The following is a 20,991-nucleotide window of genomic DNA, read 5'->3' on the forward strand; positions in this document are numbered from 1 at the left end:
GGCCGGACGTCAAGGGACGGGCTAGGACAGCTCCCGCAACGCGTCCTCGATCTCGGCCCGGACCGGCATCGACGTGCTGGCCCCCGCCCGCTGCACCGACAGCGCCGCCGCCACCGAGGCGAAGCGCAGCGCCTCGGCCGGCGCCAGCCCCTCGGCCCGCGCGACCGCCAGCGCGCCGACGAACGTGTCACCGGCGGCCGTGGTGTCCACCGCCTTCACCTCGATCGCGGGCACCCGCAGCCGCTCGCCCGAGCGCGCGCCGTAGAGCGCGCCCCGCGAGCCCAGCGTGATGACGGCCTCCTCGACGCGTTCGAGGAGCGCGTCGAGGGCGGCGTCGGGGTCGGCCTGGCCGGTGATGTCGGCGGCCTCGTGCTCGTTCGGGACGATCATGGTGACCGCGTCGAGCAGCTCGTCGGGCAGCGGCTGCGCGGGCGCCGGCGTCAGGACGGCGGGCACCCCGGAGACCCGGGCCGCCTCCGCGGCGGCCACGACGGCCTCCATGGGCAGTTCGAGCTGCAGCAGCAGGGCCCGCGACCCGGCGATCGTGGCCAGATCACTGCCGGACGGCCCGGTCACGGTGCCGTTCGCGCCGGGCACGACGATGATCGAGTTGCCGCCGGCGTCGTCGACCACGATGTGCGCGATGCCGCTGGGGCCGGGCACCTGGCGCAGGCCGCGGACGTCCACGCCGGCCTCGGCCAGGGTGGAGCGCATCTCGGCCCCGAAGGCGTCGTCGCCGACCGCGCCGAGGAAGGCCACCTGCGCGCCGGCGCGGGCCGCGGCGATGGCCTGGTTGGCGCCCTTGCCGCCGGGCACGGTCCGGAACCGGTGACCGGTGACCGTCTCGCCCCGCTTGGGGGCCTGGGATACGTACGCGACGAGGTCCATGTTGGCGCTGCCGAAAACCGAGATCATGCGGCCATCATCTCCTGAGTACGTCGCGCCAGCTCGCCGAGCCCCACCCCGTCGAAGCCGGTCAGGCTGGTGGCCAGGCTGTCGCGCATGATCCAGCGGTCGGGTACGCCGCCGTTCAGCGCGCCCGCCACGGACCCCGCCGTGGCCCCGGCCGAGTCGGTGTCCCAGCCGCCGGCGACCGCGCCCGCGATCGTGGCGGTGAAGTCGCCCGCGCCGTGGATCAGCGTGGCGGCGACCAGCGCGGCGTTGTTGATCGTGTGCACCCAGTGCAGCGTGCCATGCCGCTGGTGCAGCAGGTCGATGACACGCTCGAAGTCCGGCTCGCGGGCGGCGTCGGCGACAGCCAGGCTGACCGCCGCGTGCAGGCGGGAGCCGCGCGGCACGACCGACAGGCCCGCCTCGACCACCTCCCGCGCCGATCCGGCGACCAGGGAGGCGGCGCACATGGCCGCCACGAACATCGCGCCGTAGATCCCGTTGGCGGTGTGGGTCAGCCGGGCGTCGCGCCAGGCCAGCTCGGCGGCCGTGGCGGGGTCGCCGGGGTTGGCCCAGCCGTAGACGTCCGTCCTGATGAAGGCACCGATCCACTCGCGGAACGGGTTGCGGCGGGTGGCCGTCTCAGGCGGCTCGAAGCCGTCGAGCAGGTTGCGGTAGGCGACCCGCTCGGCGGTGAACGTGCGGCCGGCCGGCAGCTCGTCCAGCCACAGCTTGGCGACGTCCTCGGTGGTGAAGCCGCGGCCGTGGCGCTCCAGGACGGACAGCGCCAGCAGCGGGTAGTTGAGGTCGTCGTCCTCGGGGATGCCGTCGATGTTCTCGGCCAGCGAGTTGACCGCGCTGCGCCGGTTCCACGGCCACCTGCGCGCGATCTCCTCCGGCAGGCCCTCGGCGGTGAACCAGCCGGTGATCGGCCAGTTGCCGGTGGCCTCGGCGATCTGCCTGATGCCCGCGCGCGGGATCTTCTCCACCGGCTTGCCCAGCACGCAGCCGGCCGCCCGGCCCTGCCAGGCGCCCAGCAGCCGCGCCGGGTCCTCCTTCGCCGCCGTCCCGGCCGACGGCCAGTCGGGGCAGGCGGCGACGATGGCGTCCAGCTCGGAGGGCTCGGCCAGCGGCGAGGGGATCGCGGCCAGCTCGTCCAGCAGGCTCTCGGCCAGGGGGCGCAGCCGGGCCGCGGCGGCCTCGGAGGCGCCGGCGCGCGGCGGCGCGTCGTGGCCGCCCGCCGCGTGCCACCGCGCGGCCAGCTCGCGCACCCGCGGCAGGTCGCCCCTGCCGTCCTCGACGGCCTGGCGCAGCTCGTGGCCGACGAGGTCCTCCGGCTGGACCCAGGTGAGCCTGATCATCGAGCGTCCAGCTCGGCGAAGGCGGCCTCGTGGGCGCGCCGCCGCGCCAGGTCGTCGGCGTGCACCCGGCGCGCCACCTCGGCGATCGCCAGGCCGGGCGCCACCAGGTCGGTACGGCTGGCCGCCCCCACCTGCTCCACCCACTGCGCGGGCACCGCGGACAGCCCCCCGAGGGCGCCCGCGATCGCTCCGCCCATGGAGGCGATCGAGTCGGCGTCGCGGCCGTAGTTCACGCCGCCGAGCACGGTGTCGCGGACGTCGCCCTTGGCCGCGACCAGGAAGCCCAGCGCCAGCGGCAGCTCCTCGATGCTGTGCACCCGGCTCGGCCGGCGCGCGCCGAGCCCCTGGTCGCGGTAGGTGTCGGCGACCGTGTCGAAGGGCCGTACGGCGGCGCGCAGCACCTCGAAGGAGCCGTCCCAGTGGCCGACGCCGGCCGCGGCCTCGCAGACCGCCTCGATGGCGGCGCGGGTGCCGTCCTTGGCCAGGCGCAGGCAGGCGGCGACCACGGAGTCGACCGTGGCGCCCGGCCGCATGGCCTCGGCGACGGCGGCGGCCATCACGCCGGCGGCCTCGCGTCCGTAGCTGGACTGGTGGGCCCCGGTCAGGTCGACGGCCTCGGCGTAGGCGGCGTCGGGGTCGGCGGCGTTGACGATGCCGACGGGCGCGACGTACATGGCCGCGCCGCAGTTGACGATGTTGCCGACGCCGGCCTCGCGCGGGTCGACGTGCCCGTAGTGCAGGCGGGCCACGATCCACTTCTCGGCCAGGAAGATCCGCTGCAGCGGCAGCGCCTCGGCCTCCAGCTCGGGGATCCACCGCCGCTCGCCCATCAGCTCCGGCACGAAGTGGTCGGCCATCGCGTACGCGCCCAGGTGCCCGCCGACCTTCTCGTACACGCGGATCAGGGCATGCGTCATCAGGGTGTCGTCGGTGATGTGCCCGTCGCCCTTGTGGTAGGGCGCGATCGGCCGGGCGTTGCGCCAGTCCTCGTTGTACGGCGGCACGATGCCCTCGACCCGGCCCCCGTACCGCTCCACGATCTGTTCGGGAGTCCAGCCCTCGGTGGCGCCGCCCAGCGCGTCACCGACCGCCGCCCCCGCCACGCAGCCAGTGGCCCTGTCCTCAAGCGGCGTCATGCGATTCCTTTCGTCAGTTCGATCAGATCCTTGCCCGCCAGCTCCGGCAGGCAGCAGCCCGCCAGCGTGCGGGCCGGCGCGAGCCACCCCTCCGGGATCGCGCCGTACCCACTGGCGGCCCCCGCCAGCGCGCCGGTCAGCGCGGGCGCCGAGTCGGCGAGCGCCGGCAGGCAGGCGGCGGCCGGGACGGCGCGGGCCAGGTCGCCCCCCGCCGCCTCGGCCAGCGCCAGGGCGACGGGCACCGTCTGTGCGGCGCCCACGCCGTAGCTGTAGACGTGGTCGAGCAGCGCGGCGTCCAGCGCGGGCACCGCGCCGAACGGGTCGCCCGCCTTCCGCGCCGCGGCCAGCGCCACCCGGGCGTTGTGCCCGATGGCGGTGTCGCCGGGCAGGACGGCGAGCGCCGCCTCCACGGCCTGACCCACCGAGCCCGACGCGACCGCCGCGGCCACGGCGGCGGCCATGGCCTGGGCGCCGAGCAGGCCGTCGCCGGCGTTGGTCACCTGGGCGTCCTCGGTCGGGTCCTGGCCCAGGGCGCCGAACGCGACCGCCCGTACGGCGGCGGCGTCGTCGAAGTGGTGGGGGTTGTCGTGCCCGGAGGCCGGCGGCTCGACGCCCCTGGCCAGGTTGTCCAGCGCGGTGGCCACCGAGATGCGCGCCCGGACGCCGGTCAGCTCCCGGAACGCCGCGGCCCGCGGCCGGTCGATCGTCAGCAGCGTCCAGGCCAGCCATTCGGCGTCGTCGGACGGCCCGACGGCCAGCGGCGCGATCGGCTGGTTGAGCGCGAACGGCACCGGCAGCGTGGTGACCCGGTGCTCCTCGGCGAAGGCGTCCAGCTCGCGGTGCAGGCGCCGGCTCCAGGGCGCGTGCAGGGCGGCGCGGTGCCTGGCCGCGGGCCAGCCGGCGGCGTCGCCCACGGCGAGCCCGATGAAGGCCCCCCTGATTCTGTCCCCCGACATGATGATCTACAGTCCTTCCGCCAGTTCGTCGGCGACGTCCAGCACGTGTCTTCCGGCCACGACGGGCAGGCATTTGCCGCTCACCGGGCCGATCCGGGCGGCCCATCGTCCGGGCACGCCCTGTTCTCCCTGGATCGCGCCGGCGACCGCGCCGGCGATGGCGCCGATCGTGTCGGCGTCCCGGCCCAGGCTGACCCCGAACGTCACCGTGGCCTCCACCTCGCCGCCGCCCGCCAGGACGGCGCCCAGCGCCAGCGCGACGGCCTCGGGCGCGAGGTCGGTCCAGGGGTAGTGCCGGACCACGACGGCCTCGTGCAGCGCCTCGATCAGGGCCAGGTCGTCGTCCGCGCCCGTGGCGAGCACGTCGCGCGCCCTGACGACCGCGCGGGCCGTCCAGGAGTCGGCGGGGATCACCGACAGCGCGGCGGCCACGGCCGCGGCGGGCGTGCCGCCCGCCATGGCGGCGGCCACGGCCGCGGCGACCGCGCGGCCGCCGAGTATGCCCTCGCCCGACCCGCTGACCAGCCCGTCCTGTTCGATCAGGCGGGCCGCCTCGGCCGGGTCGCCGGGGCAGAAGATCCCATACGGCGCCGCCCGCATGGCCAGCCCGTCGGACCAGCCGTGCTGGTGGACGCGCCCGGTCAGCGGCGGCTCCAGCCCCCGGCGGAGCGCTTCGATGGTGCCCAGCTCGGAGAAGCCGGCGCCGCGCATCGGCCCGGTCACCGACGGGATGATCTCCTGCCGGTACGCCCGCGCGACGTCGGCCGCGGTCAGGGCGTGCCCGTGCCGGACGAGCAGCGAGGCGGCGAAGATGGCGTACTCGGTGTCGTCGGTGCCGCCGCCCTCGATCTCGGTGAGCCGGCCCCACCGCCGCCGGATCTCCGACGGCGACAGGTTCTCGGCGGGGGCGCCGAGGGCGTCGCCGGCCGCCAGGCCGAGCAGGCACCCCCGGGCCCTCAGGCGATGAGTCACTGCTGGTACCGCTCCAAGACCTGGTTGCCGTCCTCGACGAGCCGCTTGGCCGCGTCGTCGATGGTGATCTTATTGGCGAAGTACTCCTGGAGGACCGGCGTGGCGACCTTGCTCTTCCACTCGTCGAAGCCGTTCACCTTCAGGAACGGGGCCACGACCAGGTTCTTGGCGGAGGCGGTGGCGACGTCCCAGCCGTTGTCCTGGGTGGTCATCGCCGGGTCGGCGGCGGCCGTCTGCGAGGTCGGCAGCAGCCAGTCGCCCTTGGCGAGCTTGGCCTGGTTGGCGCCGTTGAGGAAGAAGGAGATGAACTTCATGGCCTCGTCGGGGTGCTTGCTGTCCTGGGCGATCGACAGCGTCTGCGAGACCGCGCCCTGCTGGGCGCTGGTGCCCTTCGGCGCGGGCAGCGTCACCCAGTCGAAGTCGTCCGGGGCCTGCTCGGCGACCTGCTGGCGCAGGTAGACGCCGGCCGGCAGCAGCGCGAACTTGCCCTTGTAGAAGGCGGGCAGCGGGTCGGCGGTGCCCTGGCCGAGCGCGGCCGGGTCGGCGGACTTGTCCTTGTAGAGCTGGTCGTGGATGCGCTGGAGCACCTCGCGCTCCTCCGGCCCGACCTTGACCGTGGTCTTGCCGTCTGCGGTCTGGAAGAACGTGCCGCCGAAGTTGAGCGCCAGGTTGAGCGTCTTGTTGACCGGCGACTTCATCGGCCAGGCCACGCCGAACGTGCCGCCCTTGGTCATCTTCTTGGCGGCCTCGGAGAACTCGTCCCAGGTCCACGGGTTGTCCGCGGTGGGGACGCGCACCTTGGCGGCGTCCAGGAGCTTCTTGTTGGCGATGATGACCTGCGACTCCTGCAGGAACGGCACGCCGTAGATGCCCTGCTCGCCCTTGCCGCCGTTGAAGGTGACGGTGTCCCAGGCGGACTGCGGGATGTCGCTCTTGAGGTCGGCGGGCAGCTTGCTCGTCAGGTCGAGCAGGTAGCCGTCGGAGGCGAACCCGGCCAGCGCCGGCGAGTCGTTGTGGATCACGTCGGGCGCGGTGCCGCCGGCGAACTGGGTGACGAGCTGGTCGTTGACGTTGTCCCAGCTGCCCTGCACGTAGGTGACCTGGGTCTTGGGGTTGGCCTTGTTCCACTCCTCGACGAGCTGCTTGTTGGCCGCGACGGACTCCTTCTGCCAGGCCAGGCTGAGGAAGTTGAGCTTCACCGGCTCGCCGGAGGAGGCGGCCTCTCCGCCGCCCCCTCCTCCGCTGCCGCCACACGCGGCGGCGAACGCGACGACGGCCGCCGCCGCCAATGCGGACTTGATTCGCATATGAGCCTCCTACTAGCCCTTCACGGCGCCGGCCATCAGGCCGGACTTCAGTCGCCGCTGAATGATTGCGAAGAAGATCAGGCTCGGGATCGTCGCCATGAGCGACGCCGCGGCCAGCGGGCCGAGCCTGGCCACCCCCTCGGGGCCGGTGAACCGCACCAGCGTGAGCGGGAGTGTCATCACGTCGGGGTCCTGGAGGATCACGAGCGCGAACAGGAACTCGTTCCACGACGAGATGAACGAGAACAGCAGCGTGGCCACCACGCCGGGCGCGAGCAGCGGCGCCACCACGCTGGCGATCGAGCGCAGCCGCGTCGCGCCGTCGACGGCCGCGGCCTCCTCCAGCTCGCGCGGCACGGCCCGCACGTAGCCCTGGAGCATCCACAGCGCGAACGGCAGCGTGAACGTCACGTGCACGACGACGAGCCCCGGCAGGGTGTTCACCAGCTCCAGATCCCGCAGGATCATGAAGAGCGGGATGATGATCAGGATGAACGGGAAGACCTGGCTGACCAGCACCCACCCGATCGCGACCTTGTTGAGCAGGCTGCGGTAACGGGCCATGGCGTACGAGGCCGGCAGCGAGATCAGCACGGTGATCACGCTGCTGAACAGCGCCACGACCAGGCTGCGGCCGGCCGCGCCGATCAGGTCCTGCTCGCCGAAGGCGTCGGAGAAGTTGGACAGGGTCGGCTCGCGCGGGATCCACGTCGGGTCGGCCAGCGCCATCTCCTGGGGCGTCTTCAGCGCCGTCGACAGCAGCCAGAACAGCGGGAAGGCCAGGAAGACGATGTAGGCGACCAGCGCGAGGTACTGCGGGGCGCGTCTCATCGGGCCTCCCTCATCTGGCGCCACAGGTACAGGCCGAGCACGGCGAGCACGACGATCGCCATGGCCAGGCCGAGCATCGAGGCGTATCCGGCCATCCGGTAGCGGAAGGCCTCCTCGTAGGCGAACAACATCGGCAGCCGGGTCTGGCCGCCGGGCCCGCCCTGGGTGAGCACGTAGACCAGGCCGAACTGGTTGATGTTCCACACGAAGTCGAGCGAGGTGATCGACACGATGACCGGCCGCAGCTGCGGGAGCGTGATGCTCCAGAACCGCCGCCAGCGGCCCGCGCCGTCGACCTCGCCGGCCTCGTAGAGCTCCCTGGGGATGCCCTGGAGCCCGGCGAGCAGGACCACGGTGGTCTGCGGCATGCCGGTCCAGACGCCCACCACGATGATCGCGGGCAGCGCGAGCGAGAAGTCGGCCAGCCAGTTGACGTGCGTGCCGAGCAGGCTGTTCAGGATGCCCGCGTCGGGGTGGTAGACGAGCTTCCACATCAGGCCGATGACCACCGGCGGCATCGCCCACGGCACCACCGCGAGCACCCGGGCCAGGGTCCTGAAGCGCAGGTTCTGGTTGAGCAGCACCGCCAGGCCGAGCGCGGCCAGGAACTGCAGCACGGTCACCGAGACCGACCAGATCGCGCCGATCCGGAAGGAGGCCCAGAAGTCGTCGTCGGTGAGCAGCCGGCCGAAGTTCTCCAGGCCGACGAAGCTGGTCTCGTGGACGCGCGTGTTGCGGGCGTCGGTGAAGGCCAGGCCGATGCCGTACAGCAGCGGGCCGACGCTGAACAGCGCGACGGGCACCAGCGCGGGCAGCATGAGCAGCCACATCTCGCGGTTCCTGCGCGACTTGGGACGCCGCCGGGAAGGCGGGCGCCGGGGCGGTGCCGCCGTCGTCACGGTCGCGGTCACGTCCTGCCTCCCTCATGTCCGTAGGTCTCGCCCGCCGTCGAGGCCCGCACCACCAGGCGCGGCGGGACGGTGATCACGCGCGGCGCGGCGTCGTCGCCGTTCAGCCGGTCGAGCAGCAGCTCGGCGGCGACCTTGCCGCGTTCGGCCGAGCCGAGCGAGACGCTCGACAGCGACGGCCAGGACGCGGCGGCCAGGTCGGTGTCGTCCATGCCGACCACCGCCACGTCCTCGGGCACCCGGCGGCCGGCGGCGCGCAGCACGTCGAGGGCGCCGAGCGCGATCAGGTCGTTGGCGCACATCAGCGCGTCGACGTCGGGCGCCCGGTCCAGCAGCTCGGCCACCGCGCGGCCCCCCTGCGCGCGGTAGAAGTCGCCGATCTGGACCAGGTCGTCGTCGTAGGGCAGGCCGAGCTGCTCCAGCGCCTCGCGGTAGGCCGCGCCGCGCGAGGCGCCCGGCCAGGTGTCGGGCGGGCCGTTGACCAGCGCGATGCGCCGGCGGCCGAGCGCGTGCAGGTGGTCCACGGCGAGCTTGACGCCGGTGCGCGAGTCGGCCCGTACGTTGTCCACCGGCGTGCCCTCCGGCACCGTGCCGATGATCACGACGGGCGCCCTGGCCGCGGCCAGCATCTGCAGGTGGGCGTCGGTGACCCGGAGCGGGCTCATGATCAGCCCGTCCACGTACCGCTCGCCCAGGCTGTGCAGCACGTCGATCTCGTCGGCCACGACGGCGTCGGTCGAGTGCAGGACGAGCCGGTAGCCGGCCGCCTTGAGCACCGGCTGGATCTGGCGCAGCATCGCCAGGTAGGCGGGGTTGCCGACGTCGGCCATGGCGAAGGCGACCTGGTGGGTGCGCCGGGACTTGAGCGACCTGGCCACGGCGTTGCGCACGTAGCCCAGCTCGTCGGCGGCGGCCATCACCTTGCGCACGGTCTCCTGCCTGGTCGGCAGGCCGTTGAGGACCCGCGAGACGGAGGCGATCGAGACACCGGCGCGCTCGGCGATCGTGGTGATCGTGGGTCCGTCGGCCAAGGCTGTCCTTCCAAGAACGTAAACGTTTACGGGAAAGTGTCTGTAAACGTTTACCGTGTTTCGCACATGAAACCGGGCCCTCACTTCAGGGTCAAGTCACGATCCCATAACGCCAGGTCAGCGGGCATATGGGTGCAACAAGAGCGCCCGCTCCCCCGGATTCGGGAAGCGGGCGCGTCAGTGGCGGCTCAGGGCCCGGGGACACCCGAGCGGCCACACGGAACGTCCGGCCGCTACGCGGGACGTTCTGTCGCTACGCGGGACGTTCTGCCGGGACGGGGGCGGGCGGCGACTGCCGGGTGAGCAGGCGGATGCCCGGGGCGCCGCTGAGCGCGACGACGGCGGCCAGGACGGCCGGGATGATCAGGGCGACCGGCAGCGACTTCGTGGCCTCCGCCACGTACCCGAGGACCGCCGGGCCGAGCAGCAGCCCGCTGTAGCCGAAGGCCGTCACCATGGCCAGGGCGCGGCCCACTGGACCGCCCGCCGCGCCCACGGCGCTGAACAGCACCGGCACGACCGTGGCCAGCCCCACGCCGGCCAGCGCCCAGCCGGTCCACGCGCACACCACGCGCAGCGGCCCGCCGAGCGCCGGGGCGGCGAGCACCAGGACGTACCCGAGGGTGGCGAAGCCGCCGGCGAGCTGGATCGTGCGCACCGAGCCGAGCCTGGCCCTGATCGGGTCGCCGAGCAGGCGGACGGTCGTCATCGCGACCGAGAAGATCGTGTAGGCCAGCGGCGCGTCGGCCGGGTCGGTGTGCAGCACCCAGCGGGCGTGCAGGGCGGCCCAGTCGATGGCCGCGCCCTCGCTCAGGTGCCCGGCGAAGGCCGCCACCCCGAGCAGCGCGATCAGCGCCCACTTCAGCGTGCCGCCGCCCTCGCCGCCCTCCGCCTGCTCGCCGGCCTGCCGGGCGGCGTCGGGCAGCAGCAGGCGGCAGGCCAGCAGGTACAGGAACGGGACGACGAGCGCCCCCGCCACCAGCAGCGCCTGCGGGTCGACCGACGCCCGCAGCGCGAGGGACGTCAGCACGCCGCCGGCCGCCCCGCCCAGGCTCCACGTGCCGTGGAAGGCCGAGATGATGGGCCGTCCGTAGACCCGCTCGACCTCGACGGAGTGGGCGTTGATGGCGACCTCGACCACCCCCAGCCCCATCCCGAACGCCAGCGCGAGCGCCATCAGCGGCCCGTACGAGGGGGCCAGCGCGGGCCCGAGGAGCAGCACGGCCGACAGCGGCCCGCCGATCCAGGACACCCGCCGGCTCGACCACCTGTCCACCAGCCGCCCGGCCACCAGCATCGACACCAGCGCGCCGCCGGAGATCAGCAACAGGACGGTGCCCAGCCTGGCGGCGCCGAGGCCGAGGCGGTCGTTCAACGAGGGCAGGCCGGCCGCCCACAGGCCCATCACGAATCCACTGAGGGAAAAGAGACCGAAGACTCCGACACGTGCACGTCTGGCATCAATGAGGCTTTTGTTCACGCCTAGAGCATAAGCTGGGAGTTGTGAAAAGTGCTACGACGAGCGGCGAACTTCGCGCGCACAACCGGGTCCGGCTGCTGCGCGCGGTGCACGACTGCGCGGCGACCCGTACCAGGTCGCAGCTCACCCGGGACCTCAACCTGGCCAGGGGCACGGCGTCGGTGCTCGTCGCCGGCCTGGCCGAGGACGCCCTGCTGCACGAGGAGCCCGCCTCCGGGCACACCGCCGGGCACACCAGGGGACGCCCCACCCAGGTGCCCGGCCCCCACCCGCAGGGCCCGCTGGCCCTGGCCGCCGACGTGCGCGAGGACGCCTGGGAGCTGGCGGCGTGCGAGCTGGGCGGACGGGTGAGCGTGCTGGAGGTCCAGCCGCACGACGGCACCCCGGAGGGCGCCCTGGCCTCGCTCGGCCAGGCGGTGGCCGACCACCTGTCGCGGCGGGTGATCGGCCTCGGGGTGGCCCTCGCCGGCCCCGTCCGGCACGACGGGCTGGTGGACATCGCCCACCTGGGCTGGCGGTCGGTGGACGTGCCCCGGCTGCTGGGCCTCGCCTGGCGCCCGGCCGGCCCCGACCCCGTCCTGGTGGGCAACGACACGGGCCTGGCCGCCCTGGCCGAGGCCCGGCGCGGACGGCTGCGCGGCGTGCGGGTGGGCCTGCACCTGCACGTGGACTTCGACCTCGGCGGCGTCCTCGTCGTGGACGGCCGGCCGCTGGACGGCGCGAGCGGGCCGGGCGCCGAGTTCGGCCACATGCCGCTGGGCGGCGGCGACCGGCCGTGCGCGTGCGGCGCGACCGGCTGCTGGGGCCAGGAGGTGGGCGCGAACGCGCTGCTGCGCCACGTGGGCCTGGCCCACGGCGGCGGCCGGGGCCGCGCGCAGGCGGAGGAGGTGCTGGCCGGCAGCCCGGAGGCGGTCGAGGCCGGGGCCCGCGCGCTCGGGCTGGGCATCGCCGCCCTGGTCAACGCGCACGACCCCGAGGTCGTCACGCTCTCCGGGCACGGCGTCGCGCTGCTGGAGCGCGCGGGCGAGGCCCTGGCGGACTCCTGCCGGCCCGCGCTGATGGCCATCCGGCGGGAGCGTCCGCCCCGGATCGAGGCCGCCGCGCTGGGCTGGCGCGCCGCCCTGCTGGGGGCCATGGAGTCGGTGTTCGACGCCTTCCTGACCCCCGAAGGGCTGGAGAGATGGCGCGAAAGGGGCCCCGACCAGGGCGCCGACACGCCCGGATCACGAAATGTGACGCATTCCACCCTGAAGAGGAAAATCTTGCAATAACTTCCGGCAGCACGAGCCCCGACCAGGCGATCTTGCGCCCCCTCCCCCGGCGCTGTACGGATGGAAGGGCCCGGCGCGCTCACGATCATCGACGGGAGGTGGGAACGCGTGGATCTCGAACTCGCGCTCCGCATGACCGAGGCCGCTCTGAAGCAGGCCGTCCGGGAGGGCGCGCTGGTCTCGGTGGCGGTCGTGGACGCGGGCGGACATCTGGTGTCTTTCCAGCGTATGGCGGGTGCGGAGATCGCCGGGCCGGTGCTCGCGCCGGGCAAGGCGTACACGTCGGTGGCCCTTCGCGCGGCCACCGCGGACCTCGCCGCGCTGGTGGCGCCGGGCGGGGAGCTCTTCGGTCTGGCGGGTGAGCGATTCGTCTGTTTCGGGGGTGGCATCCCCCTCTGGGCGGACAACGGCGAAGGGGAACGGGTGGCCGGCGGCGTGGGGGTCAGCGGCGGCACGATCAGCCAGGACGTGGCGTGCGCCGAAGCGGCCGCCCTGGTGTGGCGGACTCGTTGAGCGGGCGCTTTCCGCAACACGAACCGCTGGTATCCGCCATGATTAGCCACTGCACCACGGGAAACAGTTTCCCGAACCCAACTCCCCGAGGAGAGAACGAGATGGCACTTCCCACTCTCACCCCCGAGCAGCGTCAGGCGGCTCTGGCGAAGGCGGCCGAGGCCCGCGCGGCCCGCACGGCCCTGCTCGCCAAGGTCAAGGCGGGAGAGCTGACCTTCGCCCAGCTCCTGGAGCGCGACGACGACATCGCCAAGAAGATCAAGGTGTCCCAGGCCCTGCGCGCCGTCAAGGGCGTCGGCCCGGCCAAGGCCACCGCGCTGATGGAGGAGGCCGGCGTCGACGAGAAGCGCCGTCTCGGCGGCCTCGGCGCCCAGCAGCGCAAGAAGCTGGTCGACGCGCTCGGCTAGGACCGGGCGGCCGGGTCCGCGCGCGCTGTCGCGCGGACCGGCCGGCGACCCCTCGTAGGGCCAGGAGGGGCCGGAGAGCGGCGCACGCTCCACGGCGGGCCCGGCCGAGGGGTCAACCTCAGGCAGCCGGCCTCAGGCAGTCGCAGGCGAGGGTCAGGACCTCGGGCAATGACAGGCGGAGGTCAGGACCTCAGGTAGGCCAGCACGGCGAGCACGCGGCGATGCTGGTCGCTGTCCTCGGCGTAGAGGCCCAGCTTGTTGAAGATGCTCCTGATGTGCTTCTCCACGGCGCCGTCGCTGATGACGAGCTGCCGCCCGATGGCCGGGTTGGACTTGCCCTCGGCCATCAGCCCGAGCACCTCGCGCTCGCGCGGCGTGAGCTGCGCCAGCGGGTCGTCCTTGCGTCTGCGGACCATCAACTGGGACACCACCTGCGGATCGAACACGGTGCCTCCCGCCGCCACCCGCCGCAGGCCCTCCAGGAACTCGTCGACGTCGACGACCCGGTCCTTCAGCAGGTAGCCCACCGCGCCACGGGCGTCGGCGAGCAGGTCGTCGGCGTAGGAGACCTCGACGTACTGCGACAGGATGAGCACCGGGGCGCCGGGCACCCGGCGCCGGGCCTCGACCGCCGCCCGCAGCCCCTCGTCCGTGAACGACGGCGGCATGCGCACGTCGACCACCGACACGTCGGGTCTGTGCTCGACGATCGCCTCCACGAGGGCGTCGCCGTCACCCACGGTGGCGACCACCTCGCAGCCGAACTCCTCCAGCAGCCTGACCAGGCCCTCCCTGATCAGGACCGCGTCATCGGCCACGACTACGCGCACGGCACCTCCGCCACGATCACCGTCGGCCCGCCGTCCGGCGACCTGACGGTGAGCTCCCCGTCGACGGCCCGGAGCCGGTCGGCCAGACCGGCCAGGCCGTGTCCCTTGGCGACGTGTGCGCCGCCGACACCATCATCCCCGATCGTGAGCATGAGGACGTCACCGATGCGGAGCAGCTGAACCGTGCAGATGGTCGCGCGGCTGTGTTTGGCCACGTTGGTCAGGGTTTCCGCGCAGACGAAGTAGATCGCGTTCTCGATCGCCGCCTGGAAGCGGCCCACGATCTGCACGTCGAGGTCGACCGGCACCGTGCAGCGGCCGGCGAGGGCGGCGAGGGCGGGCGCGAGGCCGCGGTCGGACAGGATGGGCGGCGCGATGCCGCGCGAGAGGGCACGCAGCTCGTCGAGCGTCTCGCGGGTGGCGCTGATCGCCGAGCTGATCGTGGCCGAGGCGGCCTCGGGGTCCTTGGCGAGCTGCCGCTGCGCCCTGGACAGCTCCATGGCCAGGGAGACCAGGCGCTGCTGCGGGCCGTCATGGATGTCGCGCTCCAGCTTGCGCAGCGCGTTGGCCTCGGCGGAGACGGCCGCCGCCCGGCCCTCGGCCAGGTCGTCGATGCGCTCCTGCAGCTCGGCGACCCCGGTCAGCAGCGCCCGGCCGAGCCCGGCCCGCACCAGCGCGGCCCCGCGCACCACGAACGGCAGGACGAACGTGAAGACCAGGCCGAGCGAGACGTAGAAGATCGTGTTCACCAGGTAGCCGGAGCCCAGCCCGAGCAGCTCGGGCAGCTCCGCGTTGCCGGGGATGCGCGAGGTGACCACGCCGTAGAGCGGATAGGTCAGCCCGAGGATCGGGATCGCCCAGAACACCACGGTCAGCACGAACGACAGGATGGCGAAGGGGAAGTTCAGGATGCCGTGCAGCAGGTCGAGCCACGACTGGCCGTTGGTCAGCGGGTTGACGATGCGGCGGAAGCGGCCCGCCCCCTCGGGCGCCGGACGGTAACGCGGCCGCACCGGCGGGCGCTTGAGCACGTCGGAGAGCCAGCCGCGCTCGGCGTCGGCGAAACCCCTCGCGACCAGGAGCGTGCCGGCCAGCAGCGGCACGCCGATCCACACGATCGCGGTGCCGACGCCCGCCGCGAAACCGGCGACCATGGTCACGAAGCCGATGACGGCCGTCGGGAAACCGACCAGCGTGTAGCGGGTGTCGAGAAGGACACGCCTCATCAGGGAGCGCATGCAATGAAGGCTAAGTCCCCTGGCGGGCCGGTACGAGCAGGTACGCAGGCGTCCGAGGGTAGGGCTGGCCCTACCCCCCATGGTGGTGTGATCTTGACCTGAAGACGGCGGTCCGCGGCAGTGTGCCCGAGCGTCCGGGACGGAAGCCTTGAGTCATCCGCTCCCCCGCTCGAAACGAGGCTCCCCCATGACCGTCCTGCTCGACCGTCCCGCCCCGGTACGGGCGCCGCGCGCGACGGCCAGGGACCCGTTCATCGACCTGCTGCGCGTGCTCGGCATGGCGCTCATCGTGCTGCAGCACTGGACGATCCCCGTCCTGTCCTACGAGGGCGGCCGGCTGACCACGGGCAACGCGCTGTCCACGCCGGGGGTGTGGGTGGTGACGTGGCTCAGCCAGGTCATGCCGCTGGTCTTCTTCGCCGGCGGCGCGGCCAACGCGATCAGCCGCGGCCTCTCGGCCAAGAGCGACCAGCAGTGGCTGGCCGGGCGGTTGCGCAGGCTCGCCTGGCCGTTGCTGCCGCTGGCGGCGGTGTGGATCCCGCTGCCCCACGTGCTGCTCACGCTGGGGGTGCCGGAGCAGCCGCTGGCGGTGGGCGCCAAGCTGACCGGGCAGCTGCTGTGGTTCCTGGCCGTGTACCTGATCGCGGTCACGGTCACGCCGTACGCGCTGCGCCTGCACCGCAGGTTCGGCGTGCTCGTCCCCGTCGCGCTGGCTGCCGGGGCGGCGCTGACGGACGTCGTGCGCTTCTCGACCGGCCTGGAGGCGGCCGGCTATGTGAACATCGTCTTCGTGTGGCTGGCCGTCCACCAGATCGGCTTCTTCTACGCGGAGGGCCGGGTGCGGATGGCCGCGTTGCTGGCGGCCGGCGGGTTCGGCGTGGCGGCGCTGCTGGTCGGGTTCGGCCCCTACCCCGGCAGCATGATCGGCCTGCCCGGCGCCGAGGTGTCCAACATGGCCCCGCCCACGCTGGCCATCATGGCCGTCGGCGTCGGCCAGATCGGCCTGGCCGTGCTGCTGCGCCCCTGGCTGGTCCGGCTGCCCCTGCGCCGCGTCCTGGACTGGGCCGGCCCGCGGATCATGACGGTCTACCTGTGGCACATGCCCGCGCTGTTCGCCGTGACCGGCGTGGTCGTGGTGCTGCTGGGCGTGGAGACGCCGGAGCCGGGCAGCCTGTTCTGGTTCGCCGGGTGGCCGGTGTGGTTCGGGATGTTGTGCCTGGTCATGTGGGGGCTGGTGCGGGCGTTCGCCAGGTTCGAGACGCCGCCGTCGCTGCCGTACGGGACCGCCGGCCGCGGGGTCATGCTGGTGGCCGCGGGGCTGGTCGGGGCCGGGATCCTGACGCTGACCGTGGGCGGCTTCGCGCCGGGCGGCGGCCCGTTCCTGGCGGCGCTCGCGGTGCTCGGCGGCCTGCTGCTGACGGCGCCGAAGGCCCGCGCGTAACACCGGCGAAACGCGTCCCGTCCACAATCGGGCGGCATGACGACGATCCGCGACCTGACCGAGGCCGACCTGCCCGCCGTGACCGCCATCTACGCCCATTACGTCACCGGCGGCGTGGCCACGTTCGACGAGACCCCGCCGGGGGCCGAGGAGTGGCGGGCCAAGGCGGCGGCGCTCGCGGCGGCGGGGCTGCCGTTCCTGGTGGCTCAGGACGACAGCGCGGACAGCGGGGCGGACGGCGGGCCGGTCTCCGGCGCGATCACCGGCTACGCCTACCTCAGCCAGTACCGGCCCAAGCCCGCCTACCGCCACAGCCTGGAGGACTCGATCTACCTCGCGCCCGGCTCCACCGGCCGCGGCCTCGGCCGCCTGCTGCTGGGCGAGCTGGTCCGGCGGGCCTCGGCGACCGACGCGCGCACCCTGATCGCGGTGATCGCCGACGGCGGCGACCCCGCCTCGCTGCGGCTGCACGCCGCCTTCGGGTTCCAGGAGGCGGGACGGCTGAGCAACGTGGGGTTCAAGCACGGCCGCTGGATCGACACCGTGCTGATGCAACTCGACCTCCGCTAGGGGCGGCGGGTTCGACCACCCGGCAAACTTCGGCAGGATAGATACGTGAGCCTTCTCGTTGACCGCCTGCCGGAAGACATCGACGCCGACCCCGACGTCATATTCGACGCGTTCGTCGCCTGGAACGCCGAACGGGGGCTCACGCTCTATCCCGCCCAGGAGGAGGCCCTCATCGAGGTCGTCTCCGGCAGCAACCTGATCCTGGCCACGCCGACCGGCTCGGGCAAGTCGCTGGTCGCCGCCGGGGCCCACTTCGCCGCGCTGACCAGAGACGTCCGCACGTTCTACACCGCGCCGATCAAGGCGCTGGTGTCGGAGAAGTTCTTCGACCTGTGCGCCGTCTTCGGCACCGCCAACGTCGGCATGATGACCGGCGACGCCAGCGTCAACCCGGGCGCGCCGATCATCTGCTGCACGGCCGAGATCCTGGCCAACGTGGCCCTGCGCGACGGCGCGGCGGCCGACATCGGCCAGGTCGTGATGGACGAGTTCCACTTCTACGCCGAGCCCGACCGCGGGTGGGCCTGGCAGGTGCCGCTGCTGGAGCTGCCCAACGTGCAGTTCGTGCTGATGTCGGCCACGCTCGGCGACGTGTCGATGTTCGAGCGCGACCTGACCAGGCGCACCGGGCGGCCCACGGCGGTGGTCAAGCACGCCGAGCGGCCGGTGCCGCTGGTGTACTCCTACCGGATGACGCCGCTGCACGAGACGCTGGAGGAGATGCTCACCACCGGGCAGGCCCCCGTCTACGTCGTGCACTTCACGCAGGCCGCGGCCATGGAACGGGCCCAGGCGCTCATGTCGATCAACATGGCGACCAAGGCCGAGAAGGAGGCCATCGCCGCGATGATCGGCGGCTTCCGGTTCACCACCCGGTTCGGCCGGGCGCTGTCGCGGCTGGTCAAGCACGGCATCGGCGTCCACCACGCCGGCATGCTGCCCAAGTACCGGCGGCTGGTGGAGCGGCTGGCCCAGGCCGGGCTGCTGAAGGTCATCTGCGGCACCGACACGCTCGGCGTCGGCGTCAACGTGCCCATCCGCACGGTCCTGTTCACCGCCCTGTCCAAGTACGACGGCAACAAGGTCCGCCGGCTGCGCGCCCGCGAGTTCCACCAGATCGCCGGGCGGGCCGGCCGCGCGGGCTTCGACACCATCGGCTACGTCGCCTGCCAGGCCCCCGAGCACGACATCGAGAACGCCAAGGCGCTGGCCAAGATCGGCGACGACCCCAAGCGCCGGCGCGGCTACGCGCGCAAGAAGCCGCCGGAGGGGTTCGTCGGCTGGAGCGAGGAGACGTTCGAGAAGTTGCAGCAGGCCGAGCCCGAGCCGCTCAACTCCCGCTTCAAGGTGAGCAACGCGATGCTGCTGGCCGTGATCAACCGGCCGGGCGACTGCTTCCAGGCGATGAGACACCTGCTCACCGACAACCACGAAGACCGCAAGTGGCAGCGGCGGCACATCAGCCAGGCCATCGCCATCTACCGCTCGTTGCTGGCCGGCGGCATCGTCGAGCAGTTCGCCGAGCCCGACGAGCAGGGCCGGCGGGCCCGGCTGACGATCGAGCTGCAGGAGGACTTCGCGCTCAACCAGGCGCTGTCCACCTTCGCGCTGGCCGCCTTCGACCTGCTCGACCGCGAGTCGCCCTCGTACGCGCTGGACATGGTCTCGATCGTCGAGTCCATCCTCGACGACCCCCGCCAGATCCTGTCGGCGCAGCTGAAGAAGGCGCGCGGCGAGGCGGTCGCCCAGATGAAGGCCGACGGCCTCGAGTACGAGGAGCGCATGGAGCAGCTCGCCGAGGTCATGTACCCGATGCCGCTCGACGACCTGCTGCTCGGGGCGTACGAGACCTACCGGCGCGGCCACCCGTGGGTCGGCGACTACACGGTCAGCCCGAAGTCGGTGGTGCGCGACATGTTCGAGCGCGCGATGACGTTCGGCGAGTACATCCAGTTCTACGAGCTGGCCCGCTCCGAGGGCACGGTGCTGCGCTACCTGGCCGACGCCTACCGCACGTTGTCGCGCACGGTCCCCGAGCACCTGAAGACCGAGGACCTGGTCGATCTCATCGAGTGGCTGGGCGAGCTGGTCCGCCAGGTCGACTCCTCGCTGATCGACGAGTGGGAGAAGCTGACCAACCCCGAGGAGGCGCTGGAGCGCCAGGCGCAGCTGGAGACCAAGGTGCGGCCGGTCACGGCCAACCCGCGGGCCTTCCGGGTGCTGGTGCGCAACGCCATGTTCCGGCTGGTCGAGCTGTGCGCCATCGAGAAGGAGGACGAGCTGGAGGAGCTCGCCCCCGACGTCGACTGGGGCGCGGCGCTCGACGCGTACTACGCCGACCACGAGGAGATCTTCACCGACGCCGACGCGCGCGGGCCCGCGCTGCTGCGGATCGAGGAGGAGAGCGGCCTGTGGCGGGTACGCCAGACGATCAAGGACCCGGCCGGCGACGGCGACTGGGGCATCGACGCCCAGGTCGACCTGACCGCCTCCGACGAGGAGGGCCGGGCCGTGCTGCACGTGCTCGGCCTCAACCGGCTCTGAGCAGCCGCGGACAGAGAACAAGCCGTGTGCCGGAACGGACTGGCAAGGGCGTTCCGGCACCGGCTTGTCGCTTCATTGTCGGACGGCGAAAGTAGGCGTCCGGTCATGGCGACGTCTCAAGATCGAGACATTCAGCACTCCGCGAGCGTGCAGATCTTGGCGAGCATCGTGCCCGCGTCCTTCCGCTGCCGGCTGAAGTCGGTCTTGGCGGGCTTGCCCCACTCGCCGCCGGCCGTGTAGACGATCAGGGCGTTGGCGCGGCGGGTCACGACGGCCCGCTCGCCGCCGACGGCCGGTTTGCCGTGGTCGTAGGCCTGGCCGGTGACCAGCAGGCCCTCGTCGCCGAGCGCGATCCTGGATGCGCCGTACCGGTACGCCGCGGTGCCGCAGGCCCGGACGGCCGCCCTGAGCTCGCCGACCGCCTTGCCCGCCGCCTCCGGCGAGGAGTAGAGGATCACCTGCTCGGACTTGGAGTAGTCGGGCACCGAGGTGTAGACGATCGTCCTGGCCGCTGTGCGACCGGTCTGGCCCAGCCCGGCCTTCTGGCACGGGTTCACGACGAGCTGGGCGTTCTTCTTGCCCGACACCGTCCAGCTGTGCTCGGGGTTGGGGTCCTTCTTGGCGGCGGCCTTCTCGTACAGCAGGAAGTTGCCCGGGATGGCCAGGCCGACGGCGACGAACAGTGCTGCGATCATGGGACAAAATGGTAGGGGTGAGCGACGAAGACCTCAGACGCGTGCTCGGGCTGCTCTGCCAGGAGGACACCCTGCGCGCACTCGCGTCCCTGGTGCTCGGTGACAGCGGCGACCTGCCCCCCAAGACCCTCGACCGCCTGGCCAGCGGCGGCCTGGCCGAGCGCGACGACGACGGCAAGTGGCGGGCGCGGCCGGAGCGCTTCCGCGAGCTGCTGCGGGAGCGGGCCGAGCCGCCCGCCGAGCTGAGCGCCGAGGAGCGGGTGCTGCGCACGTTCCTGGTCGACGGCCGGCTGACCACCATGGGCATGCGCCGCGACAAGCGGCTGATCGTGCTGCGTTACGTCTCGCGGGTGTTCGAGCCGGGCGTGCGCTACCCCGAGGCCGACGTCAACGTGGCGCTGCGGGCCTTCCACGACGACTTCGCGGCGCTGCGCCGCTACCTGGTGGACGAGGGGCTGCTGTCCAGGGAGGGCAACGTCTACTGGCGCAGCGGCGGCCCGGTCGAGGTCTGAGCCGGTCGAGGTCTGAGCCGGTCGAGGTCTGAGCCGGTCGAGGTCTGAGCCGGTCGAGGTCTGAGCCGGTCGAGGTCTGAGCCGGTCGAGGTCTGAG

General features: G+C 72.9%; 20 protein-coding genes. 7 read left to right on the forward strand and 13 right to left on the reverse strand.

Going from position 1 to position 20,991, the window contains the following annotated elements; all coding sequences use genetic code 11:
* Positions 1-21: 21 nt before the first annotated feature.
* The 10 genes from rbsK to AB0J71_RS40505 form a co-directional block, all read right to left on the reverse strand.
* A complete protein-coding gene (gene rbsK / locus AB0J71_RS40460; RefSeq protein WP_364390088.1) occupies positions 22-915 on the reverse strand; it encodes a ribokinase in 894 nt (297 codons plus the stop codon).
* Positions 912-2,252 carry an ADP-ribosylglycohydrolase family protein gene (locus AB0J71_RS40465; protein ID WP_364419418.1) on the reverse strand — a complete coding sequence of 447 codons (1,341 nt, stop codon included), beginning with the start codon at positions 2,250-2,252 and terminating at the stop codon, positions 912-914. Before AB0J71_RS40465 ends, rbsK begins: the two co-directional genes overlap by 4 nt.
* A complete protein-coding gene (locus AB0J71_RS40470) occupies positions 2,249-3,388 on the reverse strand; it encodes an ADP-ribosylglycohydrolase family protein (RefSeq protein WP_352328141.1) in 1,140 nt (379 codons plus the stop codon). The genes AB0J71_RS40465 and AB0J71_RS40470 overlap by 4 nt, the downstream gene beginning before the upstream one ends.
* On the reverse strand, positions 3,385-4,344 hold the full coding sequence (locus AB0J71_RS40475; protein WP_364419420.1) for an ADP-ribosylglycohydrolase family protein: 960 nt from the start codon (positions 4,342-4,344) through the stop codon (positions 3,385-3,387). Before AB0J71_RS40475 ends, AB0J71_RS40470 begins: the two co-directional genes overlap by 4 nt.
* A 6-nt stretch (positions 4,345-4,350) precedes the next feature.
* Positions 4,351-5,316, reverse strand: coding sequence for an ADP-ribosylglycohydrolase family protein (locus AB0J71_RS40480; protein ID WP_364419422.1), 966 nt, complete (start codon positions 5,314-5,316; stop codon positions 4,351-4,353).
* Entirely contained in the window at positions 5,313-6,623 is a 1,311-nt protein-coding gene (locus AB0J71_RS40485; protein WP_352328138.1) for a sugar ABC transporter substrate-binding protein, read from the reverse strand. The genes AB0J71_RS40480 and AB0J71_RS40485 overlap by 4 nt, the downstream gene beginning before the upstream one ends.
* Positions 6,624-6,635: 12 nt before the next feature.
* On the reverse strand, positions 6,636-7,454 hold the full coding sequence (locus AB0J71_RS40490; RefSeq protein ID WP_352328137.1) for a carbohydrate ABC transporter permease: 819 nt from the start codon (positions 7,452-7,454) through the stop codon (positions 6,636-6,638).
* Entirely contained in the window at positions 7,451-8,365 is a 915-nt protein-coding gene (locus AB0J71_RS40495) for a sugar ABC transporter permease (protein WP_352328136.1), read from the reverse strand. The genes AB0J71_RS40490 and AB0J71_RS40495 overlap by 4 nt, the downstream gene beginning before the upstream one ends.
* A complete protein-coding gene (locus tag AB0J71_RS40500) occupies positions 8,362-9,393 on the reverse strand; it encodes a LacI family DNA-binding transcriptional regulator (RefSeq protein ID WP_364419424.1) in 1,032 nt (343 codons plus the stop codon). Before AB0J71_RS40500 ends, AB0J71_RS40495 begins: the two co-directional genes overlap by 4 nt.
* Positions 9,394-9,646: 253 nt before the next feature.
* Positions 9,647-10,873 carry an MFS transporter gene (locus tag AB0J71_RS40505; RefSeq protein WP_352325179.1) on the reverse strand — a complete coding sequence of 409 codons (1,227 nt, stop codon included), beginning with the start codon at positions 10,871-10,873 and terminating at the stop codon, positions 9,647-9,649.
* A gap of 23 nt (positions 10,874-10,896) precedes the next feature.
* Between AB0J71_RS40505 and AB0J71_RS40510 the strand changes: the two genes are divergently transcribed.
* From AB0J71_RS40510 to mihF, 3 genes are all read left to right on the forward strand, one after another.
* Positions 10,897-12,144, forward strand: a complete 1,248-nt coding sequence (locus tag AB0J71_RS40510) for an ROK family protein (protein ID WP_352325178.1) — start codon at positions 10,897-10,899, stop codon at positions 12,142-12,144.
* A 108-nt stretch (positions 12,145-12,252) separates the two neighbouring features.
* Complete coding sequence (locus tag AB0J71_RS40515; RefSeq protein ID WP_352325177.1) at positions 12,253-12,657, forward strand: heme-binding protein; 405 nt, start codon at positions 12,253-12,255, stop codon at positions 12,655-12,657.
* A gap of 101 nt (positions 12,658-12,758) precedes the next feature.
* Entirely contained in the window at positions 12,759-13,064 is a 306-nt protein-coding gene (mihF, locus tag AB0J71_RS40520; RefSeq protein ID WP_043641121.1) for an integration host factor, actinobacterial type, read from the forward strand.
* Between the two features lie 182 nt (positions 13,065-13,246).
* Here the strand turns inward: mihF and AB0J71_RS40525 are convergent, their stop codons facing one another.
* Complete coding sequence (locus AB0J71_RS40525) at positions 13,247-13,894, reverse strand: response regulator transcription factor (protein ID WP_352325176.1); 648 nt, start codon at positions 13,892-13,894, stop codon at positions 13,247-13,249.
* The gene (locus tag AB0J71_RS40530) at positions 13,885-15,132 is read right to left on the reverse strand and encodes a sensor domain-containing protein (RefSeq protein WP_364390085.1); all 1,248 of its coding nucleotides are present in this window, start codon (positions 15,130-15,132) and stop codon (positions 13,885-13,887) included. Before AB0J71_RS40530 ends, AB0J71_RS40525 begins: the two co-directional genes overlap by 10 nt.
* Positions 15,133-15,319: 187 nt before the next feature.
* On the opposite strand from AB0J71_RS40530, the gene AB0J71_RS40535 reads away from it, so the two are divergent.
* From AB0J71_RS40535 to AB0J71_RS40545, 3 genes are read left to right on the forward strand one after another with little or no spacing between them, the layout of a single operon-like run.
* Entirely contained in the window at positions 15,320-16,573 is a 1,254-nt protein-coding gene (locus AB0J71_RS40535; RefSeq protein ID WP_364419426.1) for an acyltransferase, read from the forward strand.
* A gap of 36 nt (positions 16,574-16,609) precedes the next feature.
* Positions 16,610-17,143, forward strand: a complete 534-nt coding sequence (locus AB0J71_RS40540; protein WP_352325173.1) for an N-acetyltransferase family protein — start codon at positions 16,610-16,612, stop codon at positions 17,141-17,143.
* A 45-nt stretch (positions 17,144-17,188) separates the two neighbouring features.
* Complete coding sequence (locus tag AB0J71_RS40545) at positions 17,189-19,687, forward strand: DUF3516 domain-containing protein (protein ID WP_352325172.1); 2,499 nt, start codon at positions 17,189-17,191, stop codon at positions 19,685-19,687.
* 131 nt (positions 19,688-19,818) lie between these two features.
* Here AB0J71_RS40545 and AB0J71_RS40550 read toward each other — a convergent pair whose 3' ends face one another.
* Positions 19,819-20,382, reverse strand: coding sequence for a hypothetical protein (locus tag AB0J71_RS40550; RefSeq protein WP_364419428.1), 564 nt, complete (start codon positions 20,380-20,382; stop codon positions 19,819-19,821).
* Between the two features lie 8 nt (positions 20,383-20,390).
* Between AB0J71_RS40550 and AB0J71_RS40555 the strand changes: the two genes are divergently transcribed.
* A complete protein-coding gene (locus tag AB0J71_RS40555; protein WP_352325170.1) occupies positions 20,391-20,894 on the forward strand; it encodes a DUF2087 domain-containing protein in 504 nt (167 codons plus the stop codon).
* Positions 20,895-20,991 lie beyond the last annotated feature (97 nt).

This window comes from Nonomuraea sp. NPDC049637, assembly GCF_040675235.1.
GTDB lineage: Bacteria > Actinomycetota > Actinomycetes > Streptosporangiales > Streptosporangiaceae > Nonomuraea.